Annotated in this window: 13 protein-coding genes and 1 pseudogene; 4 read left to right on the plus strand and 10 right to left on the minus strand. The window is 74.0% G+C overall.

All coding sequences use genetic code 11. The features are described from left to right. Position 1 precedes the first annotated feature (1 nt). From ACFZCY_RS29270 to ACFZCY_RS29290, 5 genes and pseudogenes are all read right to left on the minus strand, one after another. Positions 2–676, minus strand: a complete 675-nt coding sequence (locus ACFZCY_RS29270; RefSeq protein WP_391179669.1) for an SDR family NAD(P)-dependent oxidoreductase — start codon at positions 674–676, stop codon at positions 2–4. Further along, positions 673–1629 (minus strand): NAD-dependent epimerase/dehydratase family protein, encoded by a 957-nt coding sequence (locus ACFZCY_RS29275; protein WP_391179672.1) that lies wholly within the window; start codon positions 1627–1629, stop codon positions 673–675. Before ACFZCY_RS29275 ends, ACFZCY_RS29270 begins: the two co-directional genes overlap by 4 nt. 126 nt (positions 1630–1755) lie before the next feature. After that, positions 1756–3000, minus strand: a complete 1245-nt coding sequence (locus ACFZCY_RS29280; protein WP_391179675.1) for an FAD-dependent monooxygenase — start codon at positions 2998–3000, stop codon at positions 1756–1758. 8 nt (positions 3001–3008) lie between these two features. Continuing rightward, a pseudogene (locus tag ACFZCY_RS29285) lies at positions 3009–3581 on the minus strand (cyclase family protein); the annotation flags it as partial. A 411-nt stretch (positions 3582–3992) separates the two neighbouring features. Next, positions 3993–4817 (minus strand): AfsR/SARP family transcriptional regulator, encoded by an 825-nt coding sequence (locus tag ACFZCY_RS29290; protein ID WP_009717667.1) that lies wholly within the window; start codon positions 4815–4817, stop codon positions 3993–3995. Positions 4818–5066: 249 nt separating this feature from the next. On the opposite strand from ACFZCY_RS29290, the gene ACFZCY_RS29295 reads away from it, so the two are divergent. From ACFZCY_RS29295 to ACFZCY_RS29305, 3 genes are all read left to right on the plus strand, one after another. Further along, a complete protein-coding gene (locus ACFZCY_RS29295; protein ID WP_391179679.1) occupies positions 5067–5273 on the plus strand; it encodes a hypothetical protein in 207 nt (68 codons plus the stop codon). A 13-nt stretch (positions 5274–5286) separates the two neighbouring features. Beyond that, a complete protein-coding gene (locus ACFZCY_RS29300) occupies positions 5287–7695 on the plus strand; it encodes a TOMM precursor leader peptide-binding protein (RefSeq protein ID WP_391179682.1) in 2409 nt (802 codons plus the stop codon). A 150-nt stretch (positions 7696–7845) separates the two neighbouring features. Further along, complete coding sequence (locus ACFZCY_RS29305) at positions 7846–9096, plus strand: histidine kinase (RefSeq protein ID WP_391179684.1); 1251 nt, start codon at positions 7846–7848, stop codon at positions 9094–9096. Positions 9097–9122: 26 nt separating this feature from the next. Here ACFZCY_RS29305 and ACFZCY_RS29310 read toward each other — a convergent pair whose 3' ends face one another. From ACFZCY_RS29310 to ACFZCY_RS29320, 3 genes are all read right to left on the minus strand, one after another. Beyond that, positions 9123–9728: a response regulator gene (locus tag ACFZCY_RS29310; protein WP_391179687.1), complete on the minus strand. Its 606-nt coding sequence runs from the start codon at positions 9726–9728 to the stop codon at positions 9123–9125. A gap of 121 nt (positions 9729–9849) precedes the next feature. Continuing rightward, the gene (locus ACFZCY_RS29315; protein WP_391179689.1) at positions 9850–10731 is read right to left on the minus strand and encodes a hypothetical protein; all 882 of its coding nucleotides are present in this window, start codon (positions 10729–10731) and stop codon (positions 9850–9852) included. Between the two features lie 58 nt (positions 10732–10789). Next, positions 10790–12055: a M6 family metalloprotease domain-containing protein gene (locus tag ACFZCY_RS29320; protein WP_391179692.1), complete on the minus strand. Its 1266-nt coding sequence runs from the start codon at positions 12053–12055 to the stop codon at positions 10790–10792. Between the two features lie 378 nt (positions 12056–12433). Here ACFZCY_RS29320 and ACFZCY_RS29325 point away from each other — a divergent pair, with 378 nt between their 5' ends. Then, complete coding sequence (locus tag ACFZCY_RS29325; RefSeq protein WP_391179694.1) at positions 12434–14371, plus strand: EAL domain-containing protein; 1938 nt, start codon at positions 12434–12436, stop codon at positions 14369–14371. Positions 14372–14375: 4 nt separating this feature from the next. Here ACFZCY_RS29325 and ACFZCY_RS29330 read toward each other — a convergent pair whose 3' ends face one another. Together ACFZCY_RS29330 and ACFZCY_RS29335 are read right to left on the minus strand one after the other, a co-directional pair. Further along, positions 14376–15509 carry an MsnO8 family LLM class oxidoreductase gene (locus tag ACFZCY_RS29330; RefSeq protein ID WP_391179697.1) on the minus strand — a complete coding sequence of 378 codons (1134 nt, stop codon included), beginning with the start codon at positions 15507–15509 and terminating at the stop codon, positions 14376–14378. A 154-nt stretch (positions 15510–15663) separates the two neighbouring features. Continuing rightward, positions 15664–17505, minus strand: coding sequence for an alkaline phosphatase family protein (locus tag ACFZCY_RS29335; RefSeq protein WP_391179701.1), 1842 nt, complete (start codon positions 17503–17505; stop codon positions 15664–15666). Positions 17506–17614 lie beyond the last annotated feature (109 nt).

Genomic DNA, 17614 nt, shown 5'->3' on the forward strand with positions numbered 1-17614 from the left:
GTCAGCCGCCTGTGAGCGTGAGGGCGTGGCCGGTGAGCTGGGTGTTGGCCGCCGAGCAGAGGAACAGCAGGGTCCGGGCGGCGGCCCCGGCCACCGAGGGCGCGCCCTCCGGGCACACCGCGTTGACCAGCACGCCGTCCGTCGCCACCTGCCCGCTCAGGCCGCGGGCCAAGCCCTGCAGCCCGGCCTCGGCCGCGCCGTGGAACTCGTCGGGCACCCGGCGCGAGGACACCAGCGCGATCCGGCCCCAGCCGCGCTCCCGCATCCCGACGACGGCGCACTGCACCGTACGGATCACCGGGGCCAGGCTGTCCGCGACGACCGGCAGCCAGTCCCCCTCGGGGATGTCCTCGAAACGGGCGCGCGGATCGCATCGCGCGCCCCGCCGCCAGGCGTTCGCCACCAGGACGTCGAGCGCGCCCCAGCGCTCCTCGACGGCGGCCACGACCCAGCGCGGCGACGCGGAGTCCTCCAGTGCGTACGGCACGGCGAAGGCCTGGTTGCCGTCCGGGCCCGCCAGCTCGGCGGCCAGCTCCTCGGCGGCCTCGCGGCGGTTCCGGAAGGCCAGCGCCACCCGCGCGCCCTGCGCCGCGAAGGCACGGGCGGCGGCCCGGCCGACGACACCGGTGGCGCCGGTGACCAGGACCGTGCGCCCGTCCAGGCCGAGGTCCATCATGGGCGCGCCACCACCGCGCGGTCCGGCGCCCCCGCCTCGGCCAGCTGGTCGCGCAGCGACCGGACCGTGCCGAACCGCGGCCGCCAGCCCAGCAGCAGCCGGGCCCGGGAGATGTCCACCCGCTGCCAGGCGGGGCCCGCGGAATGATCACCGGCGCCCGGCTCCTCCACCAGCTGCACGCCGAGCCCGCTGAGGACGATCATCCGCTCCACCAGCCGCCGCACGCCCAGCGCCTGGCCGCAGCCGATGTTGACCACCTGTCCGCTCGCCCGGGGCGCCGTCGCCGCCGCGAGGGCCGCGGCGGCGACATCACGGATGTCCACGAAGTCCCAGCGCCCCTCCAGCGGTTCCAGTCGCAGCGGGCCGGGGCAGTGGGAGGCCAGATGGCGGGCGACGGTGCCCAGGAGGCCGGCGCGGGGCGCGCCGGGGCCGAAGACATGGGCGATCCGCAGCACCGTGCCGTCCACCGGACCGGACCGGGTGGCACGCAGCAGGGTCTGCGCGCCGAGCAGCTTGGTGCGGCCGTACGCGCTGACCGGCGCGGGCGGCAGGTCCTCGGTGATGCCGACGCCGCGGCACACCGGACCGTACTCGTGGACGGTGCCCAGCTGCACCAGCCGGGGCCGGTACGGCAGCGCCGCGGCGGCCTCCACCAGGGTGCGCACCACCCCGGCGTTGACCGCGGCCAGCTCCTCCTCGGTGCCGCCGTGGGTGAGCCCGGCCGCGTTCACCACGACGTCGGCGGCGGCCCCGGCGAGGACGGCGGCCAGCTGTCCGGACGGAGCGCGGGTGAGGTCCAGCCCGGCCCAGGAGACGGCCTCACCGGGCTCGGGCTCCCGGCGGGAGACCACCAGCACCCGGGCGCCCACGGCCTCGAACGCGCGCCGGACCGCGCCGCCCAGGGCGCCGGTGCCGCCCAGCACCACGACGGACAGCCCGGCTGCGTCTGACACCCTCGGCACCATCGGCGCCTCCTCGCGGTCGTACCAGGCGGTGTTTCTTGTGAGAACGCCATGGTCGCCGCCGTGACTTGAGGCCGCCTCGACCCGCCACCGGTGGCCGACGCGCGCGCCGCCCGCTCATGGACGTCCGCACACCCTGGCGTCCATGACGCGGATCGACGGGCCGCCGAACGCGATGCGTTGGAGCATCACGCGGTGCAGTGGGGTGTGGCGCAGCGCCCGCGCGAGATAGGGGCGCACACGGGTGGCGAACGCGCCGCCCGAGAGCAGGGCCCGGCTCTGCCGGGTCTGCATCCGTATGACGGCCGCGACGTCGGGCCCCCGGCGCCCCTCGAAGGCGGCGAGGCGATCCGCGCCGAGGTCGCCCGCGGCCAGCGCGCCGACCAGCACGGGGTGCAGCACCACCGCGTCCTGGATGGCGAGGGTGATGCCCTGGGCGGCGATCGGGCCGTGGGTGTGGGCGGCGTCGCCGATCAGCACCAGCCCGTCGTCCACCCAGCGCCGGGCGCGGGCCGAGAAGACGTCCAGCAGCCCGAGGTCGCCGAGTGCGCGGACCTGTTCGCGGATGGCCGTGGCGTACGGCGGCACGGCATGCGCGAGCCGCTCCCTGACCCGGTCCGGGCCGAGCGCGGTGAGGGCGCGGTGGCCGTGCTGCGGCAGCGTCCAGCCCAGGTGGACGCGGTCCGGCCAGGACCCGTAGACCACCACCGGGCCGTCCCCGGTGCGGAACACCCGCACCTCGCGGAGCGGCGGGGCGTCCGCGCCGCCCGCCCTGAGGGTGCACCACAGCAGCACCTGGTGAAGCGCCTCGGTGCGGCCCGCGCCGATTCCGGCCAGCCGCCGCACCCGGGAGTAGCGGCCGTCCGCGCCGACCACGGCGCGGGCCCGCACGGTGCAGCGGCCCACCGGGCCGTCGGCGGTGACCCCGGCGATCCGCCCGTCCCGCCACACCAGACCGCCGACCCTCCGGCCGGGCAGATAGCGGAAGCCGGGCCGGCGGCGGCAGTGGGCGAGGAGTTCGTCCAGCAGATGCGTCCGGGGCAGGGACAGCAGATGGTCGTACGGGGCGGGCAGCAGCCGGTAGTCGGCCTCCAGCAGCATCCGGTCGCCCTCGAACAGCCGGAACCGGTCGTGCTCCTGGGCGCCGCGCGCCCGCGCCCCGGCGAGCACCCCCAGCTCGTCCAGCAGCGCCAGCGCGCCGGGCTGCAGGATCTCGCCGCGGGACTCCCGCTCGTGCGCGCGGGCGCGCTCCAGCACCGTCACCCGCGCCCCCGAGCGCAGCATCAGCAGCGCCAGGACGAGGCCGGCCGGGCCGCCGCCGACCACGCAGACCTCGGTGTCGACCTCCTGATGCGCCGTCACCACCGGACTCACACCTCGTCGAGCAGGGCCACCGCGCGGGTCCAGCCCGCGCCCGCACCCGCGGTCCGCACGGGGAAGCAGGCGACCCGGAACCCGGTGGGCGGCAGGGTGTCCAGCCGCGCCAGCCGCTCGATCTGGCGGTACTCCCGGCGGCGGCCCGCGAAGTGCGCGGGCCACAGCGCCGACCGGTCGCCGGTGGCGTGGTAGCGGCGGATCATGTCGTGGAAGGGGGCGTCGAGGCTGAACGCGTCGGTGCCGATCACCCGGACCCCCAGGTCGAGGAGGTAGTCGGTGGCGGGGCCGTCGAGGCCGGTGAAGTCGGTGAAGTAGCGGGGCGTACCGGCCCAGCAGGCGGCGCCGGTGTACAGCAGGACGATGTCCCTCGGGCGAGGGCGGCAGCCGGTCCGGGCGAGCGCCTTCTCGATGTCCTCGACCCCGGCGGTGCGGGTGTCCGGGTCGGCGCCGGTGATGTCCAGGACGTGCGCCGGGCGCGGGAACCACTCGCGCGGCATCCGGTCGATGACGCGCGACGCTCCGTACGCACCGGTGGCGCCGCAGGGCACGGGGGCGTCCACCGGTGTGGACAGGTCGACGATGCGCAAGGCGCCCCCTCGGCTGGTGTCGGACGGGCGGGTATGGGACGGGCGGCGTACGGGACAGGCGGGGCACGGGACGGACGGCGTACGGGACAAGGCGGGGCACGGGACGGACGGCGTACGGGACAAGGCGGGGCACGGGACGGACGGCGTACGGGACAAGGCGGGGCATGGGACCGGCGGCGTATCGGACCGGCCTGGGGGAAATGCACTACGGCTCCGCTTGCCCGCGCGGGGGGATCGGGCAGCGGAGCCGTAGCAGACCCGGCTGAAGGGCGGCGCCGGGCGTTGGGGGGAGGAGCACCGGGCGGGCCCTGGGGAGGTGACGGGGCCTGTGCGGCGGGTCGAGCGGTCAAGCGGGGCAGGGCGTCGGACGGACCGTCTCGGGGCGGCGGGTCAGGCGGCGAACAGGTCCAGCACCGGCCGGCGCCAGTGCCCCTCCAGGTCGAGGTCGAGCGCCGGGTCGGAGGCGAGCACCGCCTGCTGGAGCTTCTGCAGCCGCGGCGACGGTTCAAGCCCCAGGTCCTCGACGAGCCGGGCGCGCAGCCCCTGGTAGACCTCCAGCGCCTGCCAGGGGCGGCCCGCCCGGTACAGCGCGGCCATGCACTGGGCGTGCAGCCCCTCGTGCAGCGGATGGCGGGCGGTCAGCTCGGTCAGCTCGGTCAGCAGCTCGGCATGGCGGCCGAGCCGCAGGTCTGCCTCGATCCGGCGCTCCAGGACGCCGAGGCGGCTCTCCTCCAGCCGGGCCAGCTCGATCTCCAGGACCGGGCCGACCCGCACATCCACCAGCGCCGGACCGCGCCAGACCGCGAGCGCCTCGCGCAGCAGCAGGGACGCCTCGACGTCGTCCCCGGCGTCGAGCGCGTCGCGCCCCGCGGCCACCAGCCGGTCGTACTCATGGATGTCGACCGCGCCCGGCTGCGCCTCCAGGACGTAGCCGCCGTACCGGGTGGCCAGCACGTCCTTCGAAGCCTGCGGCGCCTGGGGGCCGTAAGCGGCGGCCAGCCTGCGGCGGAGCTGAAGGATGTAGGTCTGCAAGGTGGTGGGCGCACTGCGCGGCATCTGCGTGCCCCAGATTTCCTCCATAAGAGTGGGCACCGGCAGCATCTGGTTGGCGTAGACGGAAAGCAGTGCAAGGATCTGCCGCGGCTTGCCCGCGCTGGGCACGATCGACTGACCGCACGCCTCGACGCTCAGCGGCCCCAACACCTTGATGTCCATGGTCCTGTACCTCCGTCAACGGTCCGTCAGGTGCCTCCTGGCCGCGCGGCCGTGCCATCGAGGCACAGAAAAGACTCGCGGGTGAGCGGTGCATCCGACCAGTGCCGGAATACCGAAGTCGGTATGAGTCCTGGGAGTTCGACCCATGACAAATTCACACCCTGGCGATGACGGCGGCACTGGCCCGCGGCGGCGGCCCCGCCGCGGCCCCCGGTCCACGACCGCCTCCCACCCCGAGGAGAGCCTGTGATGACGGAAGCCTCCATCCCCCCGCAACCCACGCGGTCCCTGCCCGACACCGCCGGATCGCTCCCGGACGGCGGGGAGGCGGCCGGTGGCGGCCCCCCGGCCGTTCCGGACTCCGACCCGGACGACCTGGTCATCGAGGACCTGACCGACGCCGCGTGGCCGACCGTCGCGCCGCGCATCTGCATCTGCACGTTCAGCGGGGAATGAGGGACGGGGACACATGACGGGCGAACTGGGCTTCACCCCGCATCTGCGGGTCGAACCGGTGCCGGGCGAGGCCGTCTACCTGGTCTCCGAGCACGGCGTCACCGCGCTGCACGGACGGGCGATCGCGGCGCTCGCGCCGCTGCTGGACGGGTCGCGGGACCTCGCGCACATCCTCACCGAGGCAGCCCGCGCGCCCGGGCGGCCGGGCGCCGTGCCCGCCGGGCAGGCCGAGCGGGTCATCGCGCGGCTGCGGGCGGCCGGGCTGGTGTCCGAGCGGGAGCCCACGCACGCCCCCGGGCCCGAGGAGGCGTACTGGGAGCTGGCCGGGCTGGGCGGCGGCGACAGCCGCTCCATACGCCCGGCCGGCCGCCCGGCCCCGGCCTCCGTGGCATCGGTGATCCTGGGTTCGGCCGACCCCGCCGAGGTCGTCCGGGCGCTGCGGGCGGCGGGGCTGCGGTCGGCGGCCTCGGCGGACGGGGAGCCGGACGACCGGGCGGCGGCCCCGGCCGCGCAGGGCCGGGAGTGCCGATGGGCCGTACGTCAAGTCGGCCCCCGTCAACACGGCGCCGCCGAACTCACCCTTGTGGTGTGCGACGACTACCTCGATCCGCGGCTCGCCGCGGTCGACGCCGCCCATCGCGCCGCGGGCCGCCGCTGGCTGCCCGTCAAACCGGTGGGCACCCAGGCGTGGCTCGGCCCGTTCCTCGGCGCCCCCGACGACCCGTGCTGGGCGTGTCTGGCCGACCGGCTCTGGCGGGGGCGGCAGGCCGAGGCGTACCTCCAGCGCAGGCTGGGCCGCCCGGGGCCGGTGCCCCGGCCCCCCGCCTCGCTGCCCGCGAGCCGCGCGGCCGCGCTCCAGCTGGCCGCGCTGGAGGCCGCCAAGTGGCTGGCCGGGCACCGGCATCCGGGGCAGCGGGCGCTGTGCACCCTGGACAGCCTCACCGCCACCGTGGACCGCCATCCGCTCTCCCGCCGCCCGCAGTGCGCCGGATGCGGGAATCCGGCGCTGGTCGCGGAGCGGATACGGGCGCCGCTGGCCCTGCCGTCGCCGTGGAAGCCACGTGAGCCACGTGAGCCACGTGAGCCACACGACGACTCCGTGGACGCCGCCTCACCGCGCGACGTCATGGAGCGGTACGGCCATCTCGTCGACCCCGTCACCGGGCTGGTCACCGAGATCCGCCGCGATCCGCGCGGCCCGGCCTTCCTCAACTGCTACCACGCCCGCCACCCTTCGTACGCCGCCTACGGTCCGCATACCGCCCCCGTGCCGCCGAGCGGGCTGGACGCGGTGCGGGCCGGGCTGCGGGCCGCCGCCCACGGCAAGGGGCGGACCGCCGAACAGGCCCGGGCGAGCGCACTGTGCGAGGCGCTCGAGCACTACAGCGGCCACTTCCAGGGGGACGAGCCGCGCCAGCGCGCCCGCTACCGCGCGCTGGATCCGGCGGACGCGGTGCATCCGGACACCGTGCAGCTCGTGCATCCACGGCAGTTCGCGCGGCCGTTCACGGACCGGACCATGCCCGCGCGCCACCGGCCTCCCGACCCGTTCGACGAGGACGCCGAACTCGACTGGACGCCGGTGTGGTCGCTCACCGCCGAGCGGCACCGGCTGCTGCCCACCGCGCTGCTGTACTACGGCGCCCCGCAGCCCCCGGGACGGCGCTGCTGCCGGGCGGACTCCAACGGCGCGGCGGCCGGGTCCACCCTGGCCGACGCCGTCGTACGGGGCTTCCTGGAGCTGGTGGAGCGGGACGCGGTCGCCCTGTGGTGGTACAACCGCACCCGTCAGCCCGCGGTAGCCCTGGACGCCTTCGACGACCCGTGGCTGGCCGAAGTGCGCCGCGCCCACGGCGGACTGCGGCGCGAGGTGTGGGCGCTGGACCTCACCACCGACTTCGGCATCCCGGTGGTCGCCGCGCTCTCGCGCCGCACCGACAAGCCCGCCGAGGACATCACGCTGGGCTTCGGAGCCCACTTCGACCTGCACACCGCGCTATGCCACGCCTTCGCGGAGCTGAACCAGATGCTGCCCGCGGTGGTCGAGGCCCGCGCGGACGGCGGCGGGTACGGCGCGGCCGACCCGGTGGCGCTGCGCTGGTTCCGTACCGCGACCACCGCCGGCCGGCCCTATCTGACGCCCGCCCGGGACGCGCCGCCGCCCGTGGTGGCCGCTCCCCCGGACGGTGACGCGCTGGCCGCCGTACGGGAGGCGGTCCGCGCGCGCGGGATGGAGCTGCTGGTGCTGGACCAGACCCGGCCGGATGTGGGGCTGCCCGTGGCCAAGGTGCTGGTGCCCGGACTGCGCCCGCACTGGCCCCGGTTCGCGCCCGGCCGGCTCTACGACGTCCCGGTGGCCCTGGGACGGCTGCGGCGGCCGACCGCGTACCGCGACCTGAATCCCGTTCCCCTTTTCCTGTGATTCTTCCTGTGATCGCCGGTGACAACCCGTAACTCTGTGTACACCATGAGCCTTCGCCGCACCCCCTCCTCCCCCGCAAAAGATCGGATACTCTCGGGCAAGCCGCCCAATCCGGCCCGACCATCCGGAGGACGAGTGCAGGGGAGCCTCTTGCCCGACGATGCCGGGAAAAAGCCGCCGCGCGACCACGACGACCTGGCGCCGCGCCTGGCCGTGGTGATCACGGTCGTGGTGCTCCTGGGCTACTTCTCCGTCGCCGTGACGTATGTGGTCGAAGGGCTCCCGCCGGGGAGCGCGGTGGACGCGGTGGTGCGGATGCTGGAGATCCTGCCGGTGCTGGCCGCGCTGCTGGGCATCCAGCTGACGCACTCCTTCCCCGGGCTGGTGCCCCGGATGGCCGCCGCCCGGCACTGGACGCTGCTGCTTCAGGCGACGCTGACGTTTCTGCCGTTCGCCGTCTTCGAGCAGGCGTGGCTGGGCATGCCCGGCTTCCTGGCGGGATCCGCGCTGCTGGTGCTGGTCCCGGCGGTGGCCTGGCCGACGTTCGCCGCGATCCTGGTGATCACCGATATGCTGCTGTTCCAGGTGGGGTTCGGCTGGGACAAGGTCGCGTACACCACGGTGTCCACCACGATCACCGGGCTGGTGGTCTTCGGGCTCTCCCGGCTCTCGGGGCTGGTCGCCGAGGTCTCCCGGTCGCGCGCGGAGCTGGCCCGGCTGGCAGTCGCGCAGGAGCGGCTGCGGTTCTCCCGGGACGTACACGATCTGCTCGGCCTCAGCCTGTCCACCATCACCCTCAAATGCGAGCTGGTGCACCGGCTGGTGCCCCGGCAGAACGACCGGGTGCGGCAGGAGCTGGCCGAGATCCTGCAGACGTCCCGTCAGGCGCTGGCCGACGTCCGGGCGGTGGCCCGGGGGTACCGCAAGATGTCGCTGTCCGCGGAGGCGGAGACGGCCCGGTCCATGCTGGCCGCGGCGGGCATCCGGGCCACCGCGGACATCGACTGCGGGCCGCTGCCCGAGCGGGTGGACACGGTGCTGGCGAGCGTGTTGCGCGAGGGGCTGACCAATGTGCTGCGGCACAGCAAGGCCGAGCACTGCGCGATCACGGCCCGGCGAGCCGGGCCCACGGTGCGGCTGACCCTGGTGAACGACGGGGTGGGCAAGCCGTCCACCATCCTGCGTGCCGACGGCGTCGCCGGAACCGCCGGTACGGCGGGCGGCAGCGGGATCGGCAACCTCCGGGTGCGGCTGGCGGGGCTCGGCGGGCGGCTGCACGCGGACGTACGGCCCGACGGCTGGTTCGAGCTGCGAGCCGAGTTGGAGGTGTCCGCGGAGGCGCCGCGGAACGGGCGGGGGCGCGGTACGGAGGAGGAGTTCGGCCCCGCGGTGACGGCGTGACGCCGGGCCGTTTTTCGTAGCCCCCGCTACAGCCAGCCCGCCTCGCGGGCGATCCGGATGGCGTCGACCCGGTTGCGCGCATTGAGCTTGGTGACGGCGGAGGTCAGGTAATTGCGCACCGTCCCCGCCGACAGAAAGAGCCGGGCCGCGATACGGGCGGTCTCCTCACCCTCGGAGGCCATCCGCAGCACCTCCAGTTCGCGCGGGGTCAGCGGCTGCGGGCCGTCGTCCAGGGCGGCCAGGGCGAGTTGTGGATCGACGACCCGCTCGCCCCGCGCGACCGCGCGAATGGCATCGCACAGGGTGGCCGGGCTGCTGTCCTTCAGCAGAAATCCGGCGACATGCGCCGCGAGCGCGCGCCGCAGGTTTCCGGGCCGGCCGAGGCTGGTGAGCATCATGGTCCGGCATTCGGGAACGGCGGTGTGCAACTCGGCGGCGGCGGTCAGGCCGTCCATTCCGGGCAGATCGATGTCGAGAATCGCGACATCCGGGCGGAGCTGACGGGCCCGCGGCAGAATATCGGCGCCGCTGGAGAATTCGGCCACGACCTCGATATCGGGTTCGAATTCCAGCAGGGCGACCAGTGCTTTACGCAGCATATGCATGTCTTCGGCGATGAGCACCCTGACCATGTCGCCCCGCCCCTTCCCCACCGGCCCCCGCATGATGATTATTCCCAAGCGTTTCCGGACCTCGCAGCCTTTTCCGCCCGATTCCCCTTGTCGAACAGAGGTATTAGTCCGCGGCCGCCGTTCAGGCCGCGCCGCCCCGGCACGGTTCGGTGGGCCCCGGCGCGTACTCCGCGTGCAGGGCGCGCAATTCACCGCGCAGATACCACTCACGCAGCACCCCACGGCGTACCTTCACCGCGCCGTCCCGGCGCACCGTACCGGGGCGGACGAGGAGCACCGCGCCGGTGGTGACGCCGAACTCCTCCGCCACCCGGGCGCGGATCCGGGCGGCGAGCCGGGGCAGCCCGGTGCGGGCGGCGCTCGCCGTACGGACCTCCTGGACGACGATCAGCGGCCCGGCGCCGGGCCCCGCGCAGAACACCCGGGCCGACCCCAGGGCCCGCCCGCAGCCGAGCAGTTCGCGCTCGACGTCCTGGGGGTGCACGGTGACCCCGTCCACCAGGAGCCCGTCGTGGACCCGGCCGGTCATGCGGATACCGCCGTCCGCCGCGAGGCCGAGGTCGCCGGTGCGCAGGAAGCCGCCCGGGCCGTCGGCGGCCCGGGCGGCGAAGAGCGGCACGGTGTCCAGGGGCCTCCCCCAGTGGCCGGCGGCGACGGCGGCGCCGCGCGCCCAGATCTCCCCGGCCGCCCCCTCGGGCAGTCGGCGGCAGGTCAGCGGGTCGACGACGCCGAACTCCGCGCCGGGCACCGGGGTGCGGCCCTCGGCGATCAGCAGGGGCGCGCCTTCGGCGGGGGCGTATCCGGCGGCCAGGGTTCCGGGGCGCAGCCCGGCGGCTTCGTAGCGGCGTGGGCGCGGGTACGGGGACGGCGACGGCGCCCGCGTACAGGCAGCCGAGCAGGGCGGCCGCGATGTGCGGGCCGGGGTCCATGACGACCAGCACCCGGCGCCCGGCGGCGTCGCGTCCGCGCAGCCAGGCGGCGCGCCACAGTGTCGGAGCGTCACCTCGAACGCTGCTTGATCAGCATTCGAGCGCGGGCGCGGCGCCGTCGGCAGGACCGGTCTAGGAGCGCGCGCCGCGGGTGACCCGCACGGCCCAGGAGCCGCCGTCGGCACGGCCGGTGACGGTCACGCGGACCGCTTCCTCCTTGGCCAGGAGGGAGTCGCCGACGCCGAGCGGGGCGTCGGCCAGCTCGGGGTAGACGGACTCGTTCCAGCAGGCGGAGGTGGCGGGGTGGCCGTCCAGGACCCGGACCGGGCCGTCGCCCGAGGCGGCGTCGTTGCGCACCCGGTAGACCAGGACGCCTTCGGTGCAGGTGCCCGCGTCGTTGCCGTACGCGCCGCGCGCCTCGATGGCCAGCGCGGTGGTGGGGCCGGTGCGGACCACCACCAGCCGGGTGCGGGTGTCGGCGCCGGGGCGGCCTTCCATGGGGGCGCTGAGGGGCTGGAGGGTGTACATCTTCGGGCCGAGGGACCGGACGCAGGCCACCTGGCGGCCGGTGAGCCAGCCGAGTTTCCACTTGTGCCAGCCGAAGGGGTCCGGGGAAAGCCCGAACTGGCTGCCCATCAGGTCCCAGTCGCCGACGTAGGTGTCCCAGTCGCCGCTGTTGTCGGCGGTGCTGGGCCGGTGGTAGAGGTCGGGCAGGTCGAAGACGTGCCCGGTCTCATGGGCGAGGACGTTGCGATCGGGCGGATGGTGCTCGAAGACGGTCACCAGGCGGCGCAGATCCTTACCGTCGGCGCGCAGTGGCCGTTCGAAGTTGACCACTTTGGTCGCGTCGGCGTCGACGCCCGGGGCGTCGGGGTCGGCGACGAGATAGACGATGTCGTAGCGGCCGAAGTCCAGGTGCGGATCGGCGGCGCGAATGGCGTCGCGCAGATACGCGGCGCGGCGCGAGGAGTTCCAGTCGCGCTGTATGGCGTACGCGGTGGACGCCTTCGGCATGGCGATCCAGCGCCGCAGCGGGTGGACGCGCAGCGAGAAGCGTCCGTAGGAGGCGCGCCGGAAGAAGTCGCCGGTCGTGGGGGTGTGGTCGGCGGCCAGCCGGGCGGGGGTGACCCTGGGCGCGGCGTCCGGGAAGGACAGGAAGACCATGGCCGCGCGGAGCGAGCGGACCGGGCGGGGGTAGTCGCCGTTCCAGGTGTCCAGGCCCTCGGAGTGGTGGGCGCCGGTGCGCTCCAGGGTGCACGGGCCGCCCGCGCCCACGGCCGTGGCGGGGCCCGCCACCACGGTGGTGGCGACCACGGCGCTCAGCGAGGTCAGCACGGCCTGGGCCCGGCGCAACCGGGTCGGCCGCGACGCCCCCGCGAACGCTTGAGGACGCGCCATGCCGACCTCCCGGGCGTAGACGGAACACCCACTCCACCCTGGGTCGGATTGGCGCGGTACGCCCTGTTCAGCTGGACCGGTCGAGTGAACCGGCCGGGATCCGGGTACGTAACAGACGGTCACATCCGGTCAAGCGGGCAGTGCGCCCGCGCAGAGTCGAACAGATACGACCAAACACCTTGTCAAGGCGGCGGTGATCGCGATGGCGTGGATGGAACGCGCGGAGTACGAGCCTCTATGATCGGCACATTTCCAGCGGGGATTACCTATTCAGGCAGGCTCTCGACGTCTGCCCGGCACCCGGTGTGAGAGATGCACGAGACGTGTACAACACAGATGACATACCTGGACAAGACAAACGCCACGCGGGAGCGAGCGGTGAGCGGAACCCCCGACGGGCAGGGCCGCGCGCCCGGCGCGACGCTGCCGACGATCACTGAGCGTAGTACGCACCCCAGCGCTCCACCCATCGAGGTGAGCGCCGGCGCACCCCCCACCCCGGCTGCCCCCGCGTGCGCGCCCCCGGGCGCACCACGGGGCGCACCCGGCACCCCGTTGGGCGCGCCGCCGGGCGCCCCGCTGGGTGCGCCACCGGGCACCCCACCGGGCACCCCGCCGGGCGCCGCGCCCAGCGACTACCGCGCCGCCTTCAACGCCGCGCGGCTCGCCATGGCGGTCATCGACCGCGAGGGCAACGTCCTGGACGCCAACCCCGCGCTGGGCACCCTGCTGGGCGCCGACCCCGCCCAGCTGGCCACGCGCGGCGCCGCCGAGCTGGCGGAGCTGCGGGAGGACGCGCGCGCCTGGAGCGACTACCGGGATGTGCTGCTCGGCCGCCGCGAGCGGATGACGTGCACCCGTCGGCTCCATCACTCCGACGGCCATGCCCTCTGGGCCGAGATCACGGTCGAACCGGCGCCGGACAGCTGCAGCCTGCTGCTGTCGATGGCCGACATCAGCGACCGCCGGGACCTCCAGGGCAGGCTGCGTCATCTGCAGATGCACGACCCGGTGACCCGGCTGCCCAACCGGAACCTGTTCTTCGAGCGGCTGGCCGCCGCGCTGGAGGCGGGAGCGTACGACCGCGCGGGCACCGGCCGGATCGGGCTGTGCTACCTCGACCTGGACGGCTTCAAGGCGATCAACGACACCCTCGGCCACCGGGTCGGCGACCGGCTGCTGCGCGCGGTCGCCCAGCGGCTGAGCGAATGCGCGGCGCCCGGCGACCATCTGGTGGCGCGGCTCGGCGGTGACGAGTTCGCCCTGCTGGTGCGGGAGTCCAGCGGCACCGAGCAGGTGTGCGAGCTGGCCCGCTCGGTGCTGGCCGCGCTCCAGCGGCCGTTCGACGTGGGCGGGCAGCGGCTGTCGGTGTCGGCGAGCATCGGCGTCGTGGAGCGGCCCGCTGCGGGCACCCACACCACCTGGCTGATGCAGGCGGCGGACACCACGCTCTACTGGGCCAAGGAGGACGGCAAGGCACGCTGGACCCTCTTCGACCCCGAGCGCAACGCCCACCGCATGACCCGCCAGGCGCTGTCCAGCACGCTGCGACCGGCGGTCGAGCGGGAGGAGTTCGTGCTGGACTACCAGCCGCTGGTCGGCCTGGTCGACGGGGTCGTACGGGGTGTGGAGGCGCTGGTGCGCTGGGACCATCCGCAGTTCGGCCGGCTCTCGCCGAATCGGTTCGTCTCGCTGGCCGAGGAGAACGGCGCGATCGTGCCGCTCGGGCGCTGGGTGCTGCGTACCGCCTGCCGCCAGGCCCGCGCCTGGCAGCAGGCCCATCCGCGGCATCCGCTGGTGGTCAGCGTCAATGTGGCCGTGCGTCAGGTGTGGGACTCCGACCTGGTCGCCGACGTGGGCACGATCCTCGCCGAGACGGGGCTGCCGCCGCGGCTGCTCCAGCTGGAGCTGACCGAGTCGGCGGTCATGGGCTCGGCGGGCCGTCCGCTGCAGGCGCTCCAGCAGCTGAGCGACATGGGGGTGGCCATCGCGATCGACGACTTCGGCACCGGCTACTCCAACCTCGCCTATCTGAGCCGGCTGCCGGTCTCCACGCTCAAGCTGGACGGCTCCTTCGTCCAGGGCTTCCGGGCCGAGGAGCACCCCAATCCGGCGGACGAGACGATCGTCCGGGCGCTGGTGGAGCTGGCGCACCGGCTGGGGCTCACCGTGGTGGCGGAGTGCGTGGAGAGCGCGGAGCAGGCGGAGCGGCTGGGGCGGATCGGCTGCGATACGGGTCAGGGCTGGTTCTACTCCCGCCCGGTCCCGCCGGACCGCATCCCTCCCATGCTTCCCGCCTGCCCGGCCGTCACATAGGGGGTTACGCGGGCGCGTCCGGCAGGCCGTACGCGTCCGCGATCAGGCCGTACGAACGGAGCTTGGCCTCCGGCCCGTGCGCCGTCGTCGTGATCTTGAGTTCGTCCGCCCCGGTGCGCTTGACCAGGTCGTCCAGCCCCTCGCGTACCTCGTCGGGTGTCCCGTACACCACGTTGGCCAGCCAGCTGTTCACGAAGTCGCGCTCCATCTCGCTGAATTCGTGTGCCTCGGCCTCCTCCGGCGAGGGCACCAGGCCCGGGCGGCCGGTGCGCAGACGGATCATGGAGAGGGCGCCGGTGAGCACCTGCCGGTGGGCCTGCTTCTCGTCCTCGGCCGCGAACGCCGAGACGCCGATCGACGCGTACGGCCGGTCCAGCACCGCGGACGGGCGGAACGACTCGCGGTAGAGGTCGAGCGCGGGGATCGTGTTGGCCGCGGAGAAGTGGTGTGCGAAGGAGAACGGCAGGCCCAGCTGGCCCGCGAGCCGGGCGCTGAAGCCGCTGGACCCCAGCAGCCACACCGAGGGCCGGTCGGCGGACTGCACCCCGCCGGGGACCGTCCCCTGGACGGGCCCGGGCACCGCGTGGATACGGGCGTACCGGTGGCCGTCGGGGAAGTCGTCGTCCAGGAACCGGACCAGCTCGGCGAGCTGCTGCGGGAACTCGTCGGCGCCCTCGCGCAGCCGGTCGGTGCGGCGCAGCGCCGCCGCGGTCGCCCCGTCCGTGCCGGGGGCGCGGCCGAGGCCGAGGTCCACCCGGCCGGGGGCGAGCGCCTCCAGCGTGCCGAACTGCTCGGCGATGACGAGCGGGGCGTGGTTGGGCAGCATCACCCCGCCGGAGCCGAGCCGGATGCGCTCGGTGTGCGCGGCCACATGGGCGAGGATGACGGCCGGGGAGGAGCTGGCGACGCCCGGCATGGAGTGGTGCTCGGCCACCCAGAAGCGGTGGAAGCCGCGGCGCTCGGCGAGCTCGGCCAGCTCGGTGGTGGTGCGCAGCGCCCGGGTGGCGGTCAGCCCGCTGCCGACGGTCGCCAGGTCCAGCACCGACAGCGGTACGGGCGCACTGCCCCGGGGCCTGGCCCGGATGGTGTCGCGCTCTGCGTCTCGCTCTTCGTCCCGCCGGTCCCGCTCATCGGCCACGGTGGCCCGCCTCCCTGATCGCACTGCGGTGCACATTCGTCCACCGCGCACAGTCAACCGGATGAAGGCTCCGCTTATTCCCGGCCCCGGGACCTGGGGGAATCCTGGGTCCCGTGAGTCCTGTGAGTCCCGTGAGTCCCGGGGCCGGGTGGCGTCAGGCGGTACGGCGGCGGCGGAGCACCAGGACGGTGGCCGCGGTGCCGAATACCAGCGCACCGGCGGCGAGGCCGATCGGCAGGACGGCCGAGCCGCCCGCCCCCGCCGTCCCGGCGGTCCCGGCGAGGCGGTGCGGGGTGAGGGCGTCGGCGATCGGGGCGCCGGCGGCCAGGGCGCTGGTCGTGTAGTGCCCGGACCGGTGCACCGAGTCCACCGAACCGTCCTGCTTCAGCAGCACCTGGGTGTTGTTCGGGTGCCGGAAGTCGAACATGCCGGACAGCGACGTCGCCCGGGCGTCGAAGGAGGCGTCACCGATCCGGCCGGTGTGCCAGTTGTCCTCGATGAAGCGGGTGATCGACGTCTGCTCGGTGGGGGTGTGGTCGACCTTGTTGGACTTGCTGTACGGGGAGATCACCAGCAGCGGCTGGCGCGGGCCGGGGCCGCATCGGTCCTGGTAGCCGCCCGCGGGCCGGGGCGCGGACTGGCAGGCGGGGCTGTCGGTCGCCTTGCCGTTCGAGCCGGTCGTGGTGTCACGGGAGCCGTTGGTGGGCTTGGCGTACGCGTGGTCGTACCAGCCGTCGCTGTCGTCGTAGGCGACGACGACCGCGGTGTCCTTCCACTGCGGCGACTTCTGGATCGCGTTGATCTGCTTGACGAGGAAGTGCTGCTCGTCGATCGGGTCCGAGTAGCCCGCGTGGCCGTCCTGGTACTCGGCGGCCTTCAGGAAGCTGACCGCGGGCAGATGGCCCGTCTTGAGGGCGGCGTCGAAGTCCGTCAGGTCGTAGTTGTGGTTGGCCTGACCGCTGTGGCCGATCTCCCCCACGTTCTTGGGCGGCAGATGGTGGGGGTTGGCCGTGGACTTGTAGTACTGGAACGGGGCATGGTGCGGGCTGTAGTCCACCGAGGACGCGCCGCCGACGTTGGCGTGCGTGGTGCCCGAGCATTTCGCGTAGCTGCCCTGCTTGCCGTCCCAGGCCGTGCTGGGCCGGAAGCCGCCCTGGAACCAGCCCCAGCTGACGTCCTTGGCGTTGAGCAGATCACCGATGTTCTTGCCCTTGAGCATGCCCAGGGCGCTGCTGCTGGTGTGGTCCTTGTCCGAGCAGTCGTCGAAGGCCGGGTCCGGGTCGTTGATCATCGTGCCGACGCCCTGGGCGTCCGGCGACGCCACGGTGGCCGGGTCCGGCTTGTCGGTCTGCTTCGGGTCCTCGGTGGAGGACTTCGGGTCGGTGGAGACGATGCCATGGGTCTGGCCGGAGACCAGCTCGATGGCGCCCGGGCTGGACGGGCCGTAGCCGGAGCTGAAGGAACGGTCGCTCAGCGCGTAGTGCTGGGCGTAGTTCCACAGCCCGGTGACCGTGTTGCCGTCGTAGTAGTCCATCACCAGACCGGGCTCGCCGAACAGCCCGGTGCACTTGCTGACCTCGGTGTTCTCGACGAACTTATCGGCCTTGCCGCCATTGGCCGCGTACTGCTCGGGTCCGTAGGAATGGTTCTGGTCGCAGGTCATCGCCTGCGAGGACGCGAGCCGCTTGGGCTTGTAGAGATTGGGGTTCTTCTCCAGCAGCCCCGCGTGTGCGAGGGTGTCGATGTCCTTCGGGGTGTCCTTGGCGGGGGTGAACTTCGTGCCGTCGGTGTTGGCGGCCTGGGGATAGGTGCCGAAGTAGTGGTCGAACGAAATGTTCTCGTCGAAGATCACCACCACATGCTTCACGGGCGTCGCGGTCCGCTGCGCCGCCCCCTCGGCCGGCGCTGCCCATGCCGACCCCGCCCCGCCCGCGGTCGCCAGCACCGCGGCGCCCACCAGGGCACTCCAGCGCTTCGCTCGTCCTCTACCGCCCATGCCGTGCCTCCACATGTTCGTGTTTCACGCCTGCGCCAGAATCCTGGGCCGCGGGCAGGACATTCCGATGGAATCCATGGAAGAGGGTGAATGAATAGAGAGTCAGGAA

This window comes from Streptomyces sp. NPDC007983 (genome assembly GCF_042958345.1).
GTDB lineage: Bacteria > Actinomycetota > Actinomycetes > Streptomycetales > Streptomycetaceae > Streptomyces.